General features: G+C 49.1%; 11 protein-coding genes and 2 pseudogenes. All 13 read left to right on the top strand.

The window, feature by feature from the left end; translation table 11 throughout:
- Nucleotides 1-124: 124 nt before the first annotated feature.
- Nucleotides 125-1,303, top strand: coding sequence for a glycosyltransferase family 4 protein (locus H522_RS0102140; protein WP_026961040.1), 1,179 nt, complete (start codon nucleotides 125-127; stop codon nucleotides 1,301-1,303).
- 21 nt (nucleotides 1,304-1,324) lie between these two features.
- Nucleotides 1,325-2,353, top strand: coding sequence for an NAD-dependent epimerase (locus H522_RS0102145; RefSeq protein WP_245577979.1), 1,029 nt, complete (start codon nucleotides 1,325-1,327; stop codon nucleotides 2,351-2,353).
- A gap of 212 nt (nucleotides 2,354-2,565) precedes the next feature.
- Nucleotides 2,566-3,843 (top strand): nucleotide sugar dehydrogenase, encoded by a 1,278-nt coding sequence (locus tag H522_RS0102150; protein WP_035452281.1) that lies wholly within the window; start codon nucleotides 2,566-2,568, stop codon nucleotides 3,841-3,843.
- A 7-nt stretch (nucleotides 3,844-3,850) separates the two neighbouring features.
- Entirely contained in the window at nucleotides 3,851-5,131 is a 1,281-nt protein-coding gene (locus H522_RS17080) for an oligosaccharide flippase family protein (RefSeq protein ID WP_051343693.1), read from the top strand.
- 191 nt (nucleotides 5,132-5,322) lie between these two features.
- On the top strand, nucleotides 5,323-6,681 hold the full coding sequence (locus H522_RS0102160; protein WP_026961043.1) for an ISNCY family transposase: 1,359 nt from the start codon (nucleotides 5,323-5,325) through the stop codon (nucleotides 6,679-6,681).
- Nucleotides 6,682-6,961: 280 nt separating this feature from the next.
- Nucleotides 6,962-8,059 (top strand): glycosyltransferase family 1 protein, encoded by a 1,098-nt coding sequence (locus H522_RS22440; RefSeq protein WP_425386990.1) that lies wholly within the window; start codon nucleotides 6,962-6,964, stop codon nucleotides 8,057-8,059.
- Nucleotides 8,060-8,094: 35 nt separating this feature from the next.
- Nucleotides 8,095-9,198, top strand: coding sequence for a glycosyltransferase (locus H522_RS0102170; protein ID WP_026961045.1), 1,104 nt, complete (start codon nucleotides 8,095-8,097; stop codon nucleotides 9,196-9,198).
- Between the two features lie 30 nt (nucleotides 9,199-9,228).
- Complete coding sequence (locus H522_RS0102175; protein WP_026961046.1) at nucleotides 9,229-10,698, top strand: O-antigen polysaccharide polymerase Wzy; 1,470 nt, start codon at nucleotides 9,229-9,231, stop codon at nucleotides 10,696-10,698.
- A gap of 61 nt (nucleotides 10,699-10,759) precedes the next feature.
- Nucleotides 10,760-10,987, top strand: a pseudogene (locus H522_RS0102180) (transposase domain-containing protein); the annotation flags it as partial.
- A 591-nt stretch (nucleotides 10,988-11,578) separates the two neighbouring features.
- Complete coding sequence (locus H522_RS22265) at nucleotides 11,579-11,713, top strand: NADPH-dependent FMN reductase family protein (protein ID WP_281173061.1); 135 nt, start codon at nucleotides 11,579-11,581, stop codon at nucleotides 11,711-11,713.
- A 43-nt stretch (nucleotides 11,714-11,756) separates the two neighbouring features.
- Nucleotides 11,757-12,128 carry an NAD(P)H-dependent oxidoreductase gene (locus tag H522_RS17085; RefSeq protein ID WP_245577980.1) on the top strand — a complete coding sequence of 124 codons (372 nt, stop codon included), beginning with the start codon at nucleotides 11,757-11,759 and terminating at the stop codon, nucleotides 12,126-12,128.
- Nucleotides 12,129-12,192: 64 nt separating this feature from the next.
- Nucleotides 12,193-13,359, top strand: a complete 1,167-nt coding sequence (ssuD, locus tag H522_RS0102190; RefSeq protein WP_026961048.1) for an FMNH2-dependent alkanesulfonate monooxygenase — start codon at nucleotides 12,193-12,195, stop codon at nucleotides 13,357-13,359.
- 157 nt (nucleotides 13,360-13,516) lie between these two features.
- Nucleotides 13,517-13,828, top strand: a pseudogene (locus H522_RS22445) (ABC transporter permease); the annotation flags it as partial.
- Nucleotides 13,829-13,926: the final 98 nt, after the last annotated feature.

Raw genomic sequence — 13,926 nt, forward strand, 5'->3', positions numbered from 1 at the left:
TATACGGTTCTGATCTCCACGTTTTTGAGATGGTATCCTTACCCTCTTCCTGCACGAGTATTACTTGGATCGTCGTGCACCTGTGAAATTGGTTTGATCATGATTGGACTGCGGAGGTTAACGAATGAGGGTCGTTTTTGCGCATGACGCTGTTTTTGATAGAGATCCGAAAAACGGGATTTATTATAATGAAAGGTTTAATTTTACTCTATGGAGACGGTATTTAGAGGTCTTTGAGCAGATTACTGTTATTGGACGTGAGCGTGAAGTTTCCAAAAGTGATAGCCTTGTTGACTCCAGTATCTCCAGTGGACCAAACGTATCCTTTGCTCCAGCGCCTTCTATTAGTGGTCCGGTTCGCATGATAACTTCGAGACCTCAAGCGAGACGCATCATTATGAAGGCGTTATGTGAAGCAGACGCGTTGATAGCCCGACTTCCAAGCGAGTTGGGACTGCTATCTGTATCCGTTGCACGTAAGTTACAAAAGCCATACGCGATTGAGGTAGTAGGTAATGCGTGGGACAGCTTATGGCACTACGGCAATTGGCAGGGGAAAGTATATGCCCCCATACTTCATTATCGTATGAAACGCGCCGTGCGTATGGGACAATATGTCCTCTACGTTACCGATAAATACCTTCAGGAGTGTTATCCGTCTGCGGGCATCACAACCAACTGTTCTAATGTGGAGATTCCATCTAATAGCGATGAGATGGAAGCTTTAATAGAATTTCGAACTCGCTCTATTGAAGGCCAACAGCCTCCCATCAAAGTTGGCATCATCGCGTTTATGGAGGCCAAATACAAAGGGATTGATACGGCTCTACGAGCACTACAGTTGCTAAGGGACCAGATAGACATTGAGCTTAGGATATTAGGTGGAGGAAACCGGGAACCTTGGGTTATGATGGCCAAAAAATTAGGGTTAAGCGATCGGGTTAAGTTTTACGGCGCTTTTCCCCCAGGGGAGGCTGTATTTCGGTGGTTGGACGATTTGGATATCTATCTACAGCCAAGTAAAACTGAAGGTCTCCCGCGTGCTTTGATAGAGGCTATGAGTCGGGGGTTACCAGCAATTGGGACTAATGTGGGGGGGATACCTGAGCTATTGCCCGAGTCATGCATATGCGGAAAGAATGACTATAAGGGTCTGGCCAAGCTAATACAGCAGGTGGTTTTGAGTAAAGACCTGCAGCGTGAATTATGCCAGGTTAATATAAAAAAAGCTAGTCAGTACAGCAAAACTCTACTTGATGCACGCAGGAAAGATTTTTGGAAAGTGTTTGCGAGCAGTATCTAAATTCCAATGGGAGGTCACAAGGTGGACGGATCTAAGACGGTATTAGTAACTGGATGTGCTGGATTCATAGGTTTTCATGTTGCAAATAGGTTGTTGAGCGAAGGTTACATTGTAATTGGGATAGATAACATGAGTCCGTATTATGATCCGCGTCTCAAGGAATCTCGTCTCAGGATACTCCGTGAGAAGTATGGAACATTTACCTTTGTTCAAGGTGGCGTTGAAGATAGCGATTTGATCGAGCGGGTATTAGAAGCTCACCCTATAAGTTATGTTATTCATCTCGCGGCTCAGGCCGGAGTACGGTACAGCCTCGAAAATCCAATGAGTTACATTGACTCGAACATACACGGGTTTGCAGTGATTCTCGAGGCTTGTCGGATACACAAGATTAGGCACCTTTTGTACGCATCATCAAGCTCGGTTTATGGAGCAAATACCGCTATGCCCTTTTCGGTGCATCAGAATGTTGATCATCCTATGAGCCTATATGCCGCAACAAAGAAGGCAAACGAGCTTATGGCACATGCATATAGCAGCTTGTTTGACTTGCCGACAACAGGTCTGCGATTCTTCACCGTTTACGGACCCTGGGGCCGCCCGGACATGGCTTTGTTCAAGTTTACAAAGGCAATTTTAAATGGAGAACCTATTCAAGTCTTTAATTATGGCAACATGAGGCGTGATTTTACTTACATCGATGATATAGTCGATGCTATAGCTAAGTTGGTAGAATATATTCCCCAACCTAACCCTCAGTGGAATGGGGATCATCCAGAGCCGGGAAGTAGCTATTGTAGATACAGGGTTTACAACATCGGGAGTCACCGCCCTATAGCTCTGAATGAGTTTATTGATCTTCTCGAGAAGGAACTAGGGAAAAAAGCAGTGAGGGAATACCTGCCCATGCAACCCGGTGACGTGCCTGAAACTTATGCCGACGTGACTGATCTATTCTCCGACGTTGGCTTCACACCGCGTGTATCTGTGGAGGAAGGTGTAAGGAGATTTGTGGAATGGTATAAGTCATATTACACCGACGATAAATGAATTACCAACCCGTTTCGCCTCCGGTGGCCTTCGCAAGTCAACAACATATCTACCATAGCCTTTGGACACCTGAGCTGTTGGTGCTGAGCCGTAACTCATCTGGATAAGGGTGCCAAGTGGCATAAAAGCCCTTGTCTACTACGGATAGACCTGCCTATAGCTCGTCTACAGTTCTATGATACGAGTTCCATGGAAGGGTGAACTTGAAAAGAATGCAATATATAGGAATCGTTGGCCTGGGGTATGTTGGCTTGCCTTTAGCGGTGGAGTTTGGAAAGGTACGTAATGTCATAGGGTTTGACCTTAACGAAACGAGAATTGGTGAACTTAGAAATGGCTATGACCGAACAGGAGAGGTTTCAGGGGAAAGCCTCGCGGAAGCAAACATTGACTTTACTGTACATCCGGAAGAACTAAGGAAATGTGACTTTGTGATTGTGTGCGTTCCTACACCAGTTGACCAGGCAAGACAACCTGATCTCGGGCCGATACGAAAGGCGTCAGAGCTAGTTGGCAGAAACCTTAAGCGTGGGGCCGTGGTTGTATATGAGTCAACCGTCTATCCGGGTGTGACAGAGGAGATTTGTGCCCCTATTTTGGAACGTGAGTCTGCCATGGTGAGGGGAAAAGACTTCTTCGTGGCCTATTCGCCTGAAAGAATTAATCCTGGCGATAGAGAGCACACATTGCGTAATGTCGTGAAGGTCGTGTCAGGAGAGTCTGAGCAAATATGCAACTTAGTGGCCGAGTTGTACAGCCTAGTAGTGCCAGCGGGTGTTTATAAAGCTTCGAGCATTAGGGTAGCCGAAGCTGCGAAGGTCATAGAAAATACACAACGGGATCTCAATATAGCATTGATGAATGAGTTGTCCATGCTTTTCAATTTAATGGGTATCGACACAAATGAAGTTCTGGAAGCATGCCGGACAAAGTGGAACTTTATGGGTTTTAGGCCGGGTTTGGTCGGTGGGCATTGCATTGGCGTGGATCCTTATTATCTGACATTTAAGGCCCGAAGCCTGGGGTTTCATCCACAATTAATAACTGCCGGTAGATTGATCAACGACGGTATGGGGAAGTATGTAGCAAGAAGTGTAGTGAAGAAGTTAGTGCAGAGCGGAGTTAGCCTACACTCAGTAAGCGTCAATATCCTGGGTATCACGTTTAAGGAAAACATTCGTGATACCAGGAATTCTAAAGTCATTGATGTTATTGAGGAATTGAACGATTATGGAATTACCGTCCGAGTGACTGATCCGCACGCTGATCCAGAATCGGTGATGAGAGATTACGGAATTCAACTCTGGAAGTTCTCCGAACTTCCACCAGCTCATGCGGTAATTTTGGCTGTTCCCCATCGCGAATATATGCGATTAAGGTGGACAGAGATAGGCTCATTGTTGCATGACGGAGCGGGTGTGGTAGCTGATCTGAAGGGCGTGTTAAGCCTTAACGATTGTCCAGAGCAGATCTCTGTATGGAGGTTATAGATATTCCATGCGGGGTACTGACTCAACACTGGAGCCAATGCCATCCGAGAGACTTTCGATATTGAGAAATTTCTCGTGGAATCTCGTTGGTAATGTACTTTATGCCTTATCCCAATGGGGCATGCTCATCGCCATTTCAAAGTTTCTGGATGTAGCTGCGGTAGGTGAGTACACTCTTGCTCTAGCATTGACTTCTCCCGTGATTCAGTTTACGAACATGCAGATGCGCTCAGTACAAGTCACTGATGTAGAAGAAGAATTTGCTTTTTCAACTTATCTGGGCTTTCGGCTCCTACTTACGTGCATCGGTTTTATTGTCATTATTACGGTTGGTTTCTGGTCCGGAGGTGAATGGCAGGCCTATCTGGTGATAGTCTCTGTAGGCTTGGCGAAATCCTTTGAATCGATCAGCGACATCATCTACGGTCTCTTTCAAAAGCACGAACGAATGAACTTTATTGGGCGTTCATTAATTCTAAAGTCGGTTTTGTCCTTTGGAACGGTAGTCGGAGGAGTTGCCTTGACGCACGACTTAGTTGTAGCAACAGTCTCACAAGCATGTAGTTGGCTCCTGCTGTTGCTTTTTTATGATATGAAAAATGCCAAGAAGTTCGTTAGCATCAAGGTGACTCTAGCCCACTCATCGACGTATAGCCTTCTTTGGAAGGGTGTCCCTCTCGGGCTGGTCATGTTAATGATCTCGCTGAATACAAATGTTCCCAGGTACTTCATCTCTCACTTTTTGGGTACCGAATACCTAGGGTACTTTGGCGCGTTGTCCTATGTGGTTATTGCGGGGAACACCTTTGTCCTAGCTCTCGGTCAATCCTCCAGCCCACGACTCTCACGGTATTATGCTGATAGGAGCATGCGTGATTATATAAAAATGACGTCTAGACTTTGCGCGGTCGGCGGGGTGATTGCTATTGTGCCCATAGCTGTAATACGCCTTTGGGGAGGAACAATATTATCACTAGTGTACAAGAGTAGCTATGCCTCCTATTCGTGGGTGTTTTTCCTGTTGATGATATCAGCTGGAATAGGATACGTAACATCGTTTTTAGGGTACAGTGTTACCGCTGCACGATACTTTAGGATTCAGCCGGTTATCTTGTTCCTAACGGTTCTCGCCACATTTCTGACTAGCCTATGTCTGGTGCCGAACCGCGGGCTTGACGGAGCAGCATACGCACTCATCGCAGGTGCCAGTGTGCAGTTTTTATCAACGGGCCTCGTTTACTTATGGATTGTACGTAGTGGGTACAAGCTTATGTCAAGAACTCTCTAGAATGGATTCTCTGGGTTTAACTAGTGGCCCCTGAAAAAATCGGTGAAATGGGCCAATAAAAAAGGAATCGCAAGTCCTCGCGGTGAAGTGAATGTTGACGAGACAAACACTGACCCCGGGGTGCTTTGCGAATTCCTTTACTTACGAATTCGGCACGACACCCCGAGATTCCTGTTTAGGGGTGTTGGAAAGTGCTACGGACTCATCAAAATCAGTTGACGCTTTGGGAGGCTATCCTACCTGAGCCGTTGCTCAATCTACCAGCGGAACTGGAGTATGTGGATCAAATTCTGGATGACGAACGGTTCATGGTACCGTTTCTCGAAAAGTTTAATACGGTTAGAGGACGACCGACCGTGCCGGTGCAAACATACCTGCGTCTCATGTACCTGAAGTTCCGCTATCAGTTGGGATATGAAACGCTCGTACGGGAAGTAAGTGACAGCCTTGCATGGCGGCGCTTCTGCCACATCCCCATCGACGGGAAAGTACCCGATGCCAGTACGCTCATCAAGGCCAGGAAGCGGTATGGTGAGGATACCGTCGAACAACTGAATGAACTGTTGGTGAAGAAGCTGAGCGAACAGAAGGTCATCCGGCATCGCAAATTTCGTACGGATACCACGGTGGTCGAGTCGGACATTCATCATCCAACGGATGCCACGCTTTTACAGGATGGCATTCGTGCCATCACCCGAACGGTTAACCACATTCGCAAACTCGCCTCCCACGCCACCGAGGGTTTCGTGGACCAAACCGATGCGGTAAAGAATAAGGTCCTGTCGTTTGCAAAGGTTCTGCGTCGTCGGATGAGTAGGTCCTGGGATGAGGTCAACCGAATCACGCAAGACGTTGTGGATATCACGCAAAATGTGTTGCAACAGGCCGAGTCCGTGGTTGAGAAGCTACAGCGTACAAAGAAACCGCCCGTAAAGGCGCAAAAGGAAAAGCTTCAGTCCCTTGTGGATAAGACGAAGCGACTGCTCGGTCAAGCCAAAGAAGTCATTGGTGGAAATCGAATCATTCCGGACCGCATCATTAGCATTCATGACGCCGAGGCTCGGCCGATCAAAAAAGGCAAACTCGTCAAGAAGGTTGAGTTTGGGTATAAGGTTCGCATTGATGAAACGGAGAGCGGATTTGTGACTGGGTATGCGGTGTATACAGGTAATCCGTCGGACGACGATTTGCTCATCCCGGCTGTGCAGCATCACAAAGAGATATTCGGTTCTGCGCCTCACGCAGTTGCGACGGACCGAGGGTTCAGCAGTCGTAAGAATGAACGAGCATTGCAAGAAGAATTTGGTGTTCGGTATGTGAGTACGCCATTTCGAGGCAAGAAAGGCAAGCCACGAACCGAACTAGAGCGAGCGCATTGGTACCGGAACTTGCAGCGATTCCGAGCCGCGGGTGAAGCAAAGATAGCCCTTCTGAAACAAAAGTACGGATTGGGCCGCAGTCGATTCCGGGGACACTCGGGCACATCGGCATGGGTTGGATACGGAATCATGGCCCACAATCTGAGGAGAGCGGCCCAAGTGGGTCGCTAACAGGAAACAAAAGGTATACATGAAACGGACACTCCTGAGAAATTCCAATCTGACCACTTCAGCTGCAGAGCGGCAACTCAATGGAGGACTTTTTCAGGGGCCACTAACTAGGTGTGCGCTTGACTGCCCCAAACGAGTATCCCACGGCGACCTGAATGAAGTTTCTTGAAAAGGCATCGTCGGAGAAAATCGGCTGGCTCTAGGATGGTATAGAAAGTCTTTGCGTGCGAAGTATGTAGGGGGAAATTTCATGGTCAGAGTGCTTCACATATTTGGAGCAATGAACGTTGGCGGGGCGGAAGTCCTGGTAATGAACCTATACAGGCACATTGATCGGACCAAAGTATCGTTTGATTTCGCCGTACAGACACATCAGGAGGGCTATTTTGACAAAGAGATTTCCTCGCTTGGGGGCAATGTGTGGAGACATTCGAAACCAAGAGATGTGGGCTCCAAAGCCTATTTAAAAGAACTGAGGAATACTCTTCTGACGAAGGGCCCATTTGATGTTGTTCATAGTCATGTTTATTACTCGAGCGGCGCAATCCTTGCGTTGGCCAAACTGTGCGGCGTACCGATGCGGATAGCTCACAGTCACAGCATAGAAGATGGGGTCCATAATAGTCCCGCTAGAGAGCTATATAGACGAGTGTCTAGACTCCTGATTTTGCGAACGGCCACGCACCTCTTTGCCTGTTCGTCCCTAGCGGGGCAGTCCCTCTATGGACGTGGCTTTCTGAAGGACCCACGCTCTCATATTATCCATAACTCTATTGACTTGTCACCATTTGAATCCGAGGGGCAATTTTCCAACATACGTGAACAACTTTGCATTCCACAGGATGCCTTAGTGCTCGGCCACGTTGGCAGATTTGTGGAACAAAAGAACCATGCCTTCCTAATAGAAATTGTACGACGATTGAGAACTTCCGGAGTGAATGTACATGCAATATTAGCCGGCGATGGTCCCCTAAGAAGTAGAGTAGAGCAACAGAGTGCTCAAGCAGCTGTTCGAGACAGATTACATTTTCTGGGCATGCGCTCTGACGTATATGATGTCTTGAATGCAATCGATGTCTTCGTGTTCCCCTCTCTGTACGAGGGATTGGGTATCGCCGTCGTCGAGGCTCAAGCAAGTGGTAAGCCCTGCGTGGTTTCTACTGGAGTCCCTGAGGAGGTCGACATGGGCTTAGGGTTAGTGCGTCGTTTGCCTCTTGACTCCCCCTCGGCTTGGATAGAAGCAGTTATCAGAATGGCGAATGTACCTCGAATACCCGCCAACAGAAGAGTAGAGGCTCTGAGAGTACGCGGATATGACGTGCGTCGAAACGCGAAAAAAATCCAAGAAGTGTATTTGACACGAGTTCATAAGGGATAGTGAGTAGAATGTCAAGCCTACCTAGAGTTTTGCATGTGACCCAGTCGGGTGGTGGGGTTGCAAAGATTATCGAGCAAATCGTAAGAGCCTCCGTTGGGGCTGCCCATACAGTTGTTGCTCCGCCATCGGCATTTTCGCCTGCCCAGCGGAGTCGCATGGCGACTAGATTCATTGAGTGCGACATGGTGCGAAACATAAATCCATTAGAAGACCTTCGCAGTATCCTTAAATTGAAAAGCATCCTATTGACGGAGGAATTTGACATTCTGCACTTGCACAGTAGTAAGGCAGGAATGCTGGGGAGATTGGCTTCAATCTTAGGTAGGAAGCATACTCCCATAATTTTCAGCCCCCATGGTTGGTCTTTTCATCCGAACATGAATAGTCTGGCCCATCTAACCTTTGCAACCTTGGAAAGGCTTGCTGCTAGACTTGCCGATGACATCGTCTGTGTTTCGGATTCCGAACTCCTATATGGGCGTATGCACCGCGTGCATCCCCGCAAAAATATGATTCGGATATATAATGGGGTGGACGTAGATAGCTTTAGGCCGAATGGGAGTAAGGAGTACTACAGGGAGATGTTGGGCCTTCCACGAGAGTCATTTGTCTACGCTGTCAATGCGCGTATTGCCCCGGGAAAATCCCCTTTAGAGATCATGCGGGCTTTTAGAATTGTTATCGACCAATGTCCAGATAGTTATCTCGTATATGTCGGAGATGGCCCCTTACGTGCTGAGCTTCAAAGCTTGGGCACAGCACTTAAACTTGAAGAGCGTGTCTTCTACGCCGGATGGGTTGATGATGTTCGGCCTTACCTTTGGGCCGCAGACGCTGGTATATTAATCACTCAATGGGAGGCTTTTGGTCTCGCCGCCGTCGAATCACTTGCTGCTGGACTTCCCTGTGTAGTCAGTGGCGAGGGGCCCATGAAGGAAATTTTAGATGAGACTGTAGGGGTGATCGTGAATAACTACCATGAGCCTACGGCCATCGCGGATGGGATGTTGGATGTTCGAAGGAAAAAGTTTGACAGTTCGAAATGTACTGCGCGTGCGATGCGGTTCTCTGCGCACCGAATGGTTCAAGAATATGATAGACTATATCAAGAAGTTGCGCTTACACCCGCCCGTAGATGATCAACAACCTCATACTGGGTAAGAGGATTGATGGCTTTGTTGTATGGCAAATTATTAGTTCGGTTGAGTGCGATTATCCTCGTCATAGCAGTACCAATGACTTCTGTAGCCTTGGGTGAAATGATAGCCACCAATAAGTTAATTGTGAGTATTTTGTCTGTGATTACGGTCAATTTCATTTTTCTTTTGCTTTATAGAGTTTTTTGCCGCCGCGAGGGATCATCGTCGTGGACTGATCCGGTAGTTATAATCGTCGTCTCGTATAGCCTATATGAGTTAGCATATCCATTGGATGTGTGTAGGGGCGTAATAAATGAATTCCCAATCGACGATGTTGTTTCTACACTGCGTCTGTATATAATCGCCAATTTTGCATTACTTGGTGGGGTTCTCTTCGTGGAACTGCTGTCAAGGTGGGGCAAAAAGTATAAGCGACCTTTCACAAGAATTGAATCCGCTACAAAAAGTCGGACTTTATGGCGAGTATCCATTGTGTTTTTGTGTATCGGCATTGCACTCATGTGCATGGACGAGGTGAGAATGGGAGGACTGAGTGTTCTCGGAGTCACCAACCGGTTGAAGAACTTTCAGGCTCAGATAAGTCTGGCAGGAAGCGCTCTGACACTACCATGGAAGGAAATTATTAGTGCGTCTCTTATTGTTATGGCGCAATCTGCACGTTCGAAGAAGCAGTACAGGCTCTTGGGTATTACCGTCGGCTTTCTGTCCTTGTTCTTCCTAATGGGGCTAGGAAGCCGTACGTATGTATTTATGTGTATGTTTCCACCACTTGCTGTCTTAGTGGATCGTCGATTGATTCGTGTTACTACACTCCGTAGCTTTATGGCAATGTGTTTTATATTGCTCATGCTCTCGCCTTGGTTTACTAACTATCGCAATTATCTTATACAAGGGATCGATCCCAGTAGCTTGCCAGCAAGTGCTTGGGCCTTCTCTCGGGGGGAACTTGGGGGACAATTTCGAGTTGCAGTTCAAATATTTCTTAATGGAAGATGGTGGCCCGGGGCAGACCCCTCCTATCTGACAGCAGTTTTATACTCCTTGCCTAGACCTTTGTATATATTCCTGACAGGACACCCTAAACCGATGGACCTCGCTGATTGGTTTGCTGCAACATATTATACTTATATGTGGTCACATACCGGTGTAGGATGGGGATTTTCTCCTGTCATTCAGGCCTGGATGAACGGCGGCTCTATAGCAATATCTGTAGTATTCGCCTTATTAGGGATATTAACGCGGTCTGTGGTTGGGAGTAAATGGTTTGGTTACGTGTTGACTCCGCAGCTCATTTGGTTCAATCGAGTAGATTTCCATTCGTTTTTCTACGAAGTACTGTTAGTTAGTTTGGTAGTACTGATTGTTACTCACCTATCAAAAGTTATCGACGAAAGACGTGAACGAGCAACTGATCACCAACAACAAGAGAGGAAAAAGGCTAATAGAATGTCTAACACCACACTACAGGAAACGGGATAAACGTAGCTGTCAAGTCGGACACACCCTGAAAACTGTGGGGTGAATAGCTGACCCTTTTGATAAGAACTTCCTGTTTGCGAATACGCCGCGCGGGGCAAGGGCGAGCTCCATCGCGTACAGCCTAGTGGAGACGGCCAAGGAGAACGGCCTGGACCCGTACTTGTACCTGGAGTACCTGTTCGAGCGGCTGCCCAACATCCGAACAGATGACCCGGCAGCGATGGACGACTTGCTGCCGTGGTCGGAGCGTCTGCCGGAACGAATCCGGAGACGTGGAAAAAAAGGATAGCATGAGAAATCGCCCCGCTGGGTTCCCTGGCGGGGTTGATTGTTGCTGTAGACTACTCTCGCCTAAGTCCGGACAAGCACAAGGTGTGAGGAGTCTTACGCTTACGTGGGAATTATGATTACCGAATTTACCAACGCCTTTGTAAAAACCACCCTAACGGGCATAGACCTGAACAGACAAAAAGTCCCACTCTCGTAGAGTGGGAGTCACGGAAAGTGACGCATGGACGATTCGAGGGAGTTAAGCACGGGAGCGATGCTTACACCCGTAGCTGAATCGTACCCCTTATGAAGTTTTGAATCAACCCCTATTGTTAGAAAACCTTACAAATAACAAGCGCATTCTCAATTTGGCGCGTAGTTTTGGGACAAAACATCACATTACTAATGAGACCGCGGGGGTTGAAGACTGAAAACGTAGCATTGGACGGCCACCGTCTCGCACTCGTTATAACGTTATATCCAATGCCGATTCGTCACCTCGAAATCATCAACATTTCATTGAGAAGCGAGTAAGCCCCACATATACTCAACTTAGTCCATCGGATTTTGTGGAATTTATGCACTGCATCGGAGATGAGGAGGATGCCGAATGACCCGTATTGCCCTGATTTCAGGAAGCCCATCGGAGCCCTCTCGGCTTGCGGCCGTGCTGCAATGGCTCAGCCATCGTTTCGAAGCCCACGGTATTGACACGCAAACCATCCTGGTACGACCTCCCGCCTGAGGACTTGGTGTTTGCCAGGACCCAAAGTGCGGCAATTTCCCGAGTGAACCAGGTTATTTTGGACGCGGACGCAGTGGTCATCGGAACTCCAATCTATAAGGCGTCGTATACAGGGGTGCTCAAGGCGTACTTAGATCTGCTGCCGGTCGGGGCGCTGGAGAACAAGCGCGTTCTTCCGGTGGCTGTCGGTGGTACCATCGCCCATTTGCTGGCTTTAGAGTACGCGCTCAAGCCGGTCTTGTCTGTGCTGGGAGCCACGGCTCTGGAGAAGAGTGTTTTCGGATTGGATACCCAGTTTACACGCAATGAAGCGTCCGGTGGATATGAGATTGCGCCAGACTTGCAGGACCGGTTGTCGGACGCCGTGCAAGCTCTCATAACAAGGTTCGATTCAGTCACTTTGCACCTGTCGTGAGTTCATGCCGAGCACAGCTTCGGAGCACATGGAAATGAGCAGAAACGACGGAGGTGAGTCCGTTATGGAGTTGTTTTGGTTTATCCCTACACATGGCGACGGTCGTTATCTGGGAACTCGCCAAGGTGCGCGCGCTGTAAATCACGCGTATTGCCGCCAAATCGCACAGGCTGCAGACGAAGTTGGGTTTTCCGGAGTGTTGTTGCCGACAGGCAAGTCTTGCGAGGACGCGTGGATTGTGGCGTCCACCATTGCACCGTTCACCAAGAGCTTGAAGTTTCTCGTGGCGGTTCGCCCAGGGTTGATGTCACCGACGTTAGCCGCCCGTATGGCGGCCACGCTGGACCGATTTTCGGACGGCAGGTTGCTCATCAATGTGGTGACCGGTGGGGATCCGGTAGAAAACGCCGGGGACGGCCTGTTTCTGCCGCACGACGAGCGGTACGCCTTGACGGACGAGTTCCTCACAGTCTGGAGGCGTCTCCTGTCTCAGGAAGGCAAGGTCGATTACGCAGGCGAACGTCTTCGCATAGAGGGCGGTGAGGTACTCTACCCGCCGGTGCAAAAGCCTTATCCGCCATTGTATTTCGGTGGTTCATCACCTGCCGCGATGCAGGTGGCCGCACGCCACGTTGATGTATACCTCACCTGGGGAGAGCCCCCGTCTCAAGTGGAAGAAAAGATAGCGAAGGTGCGCAAACTGGCGGACGAGCAGGGACGAAAAGTCCGGTTCGGCATCCGGCTGCACGTCATCGTTCGGGAAACCGCGACTGCGGCCTGGCAAGCCGCCGATGAACTGATTCGATACCTGGACGACGAAACGATTGCAGCAGCACAACAGATATTTGCCCGCATGGATTCGGTGGGGCAACAACGGATGAGTCAGTTGCACAAAGGCGACAGGTCGCACCTTGAAATCAGTCCCAACCTCTGGGCGGGCGTTGGACTGGTCAGAGGCGGTGCCGGAACAGCGCTCGTGGGCGATCCGGAAACCGTTGCGGCGCGCATCAGGGAATATCAACAGCTTGGCATTGAAACCTTTATCCTCTCCGGTTACCCACATCTGGAGGAGGCATACCGGGTGGCTGAACTGTTGTTTCCTCTGCTCCCCATTGCGAAAAGCAGCCGCGCGGATGAACGTTCCTATATCAGCCCGTTTGGCGAAATGATTGCCAATGAGTTGATTCCGGAATCGCGCGATTCCGTCGCCTCCGGGGCGGCGAGCTCATAAGGTCCACCCAATGACCCGGAGACTGGTACAGAGAATTCTGGTCGGCATTGTGATTCCCGCTATGGTCGTGGTTCTGTGGCAAGTTCTCTGTCAACACGGTGTGTTTCCGTCCGATCTCCTGCCGGCGCCCAGTGCCATTTGCCAGGCATTTGTGGCCATGGGAAGCAACGGAACTCTCTGGGCTGATGTGGATGCGACATGTGTCCGGCTCGTCCTAGGGTTTGTGTTCGGTGCTTTGGCGGGGCTTGTTCTGGGTGCGTTGGTCGGTTTCTTCGAAACGGTCGAATGGCTGATTGACCCGATGATCCAATCTGTGCGATCCGTCCCATCGCTTGCATGGGTCCCTTTGTTCATCCTTTGGATGGGCATTGGTGAGGGCTCAAAGATCACGCTGATTGCCGTAGGTGTCTTTTTTCCCATGTATTTAGCCACGATGAACGGCATTCGATACGTGGACAGGAAACTGCTTGAGGTCGGTCAAGTGTTTGACGAAGCGCTCTATCTCTGCAACACCATCGTCTGTTATGCAAGGGCAACCGGGGCGTGTGGCGGAGGTGGTCACTCTGC

The organism is Alicyclobacillus herbarius DSM 13609 (assembly GCF_000430585.1).
GTDB classification, from domain to species: domain Bacteria; phylum Bacillota; class Bacilli; order Alicyclobacillales; family Alicyclobacillaceae; genus Alicyclobacillus_G; species Alicyclobacillus_G herbarius.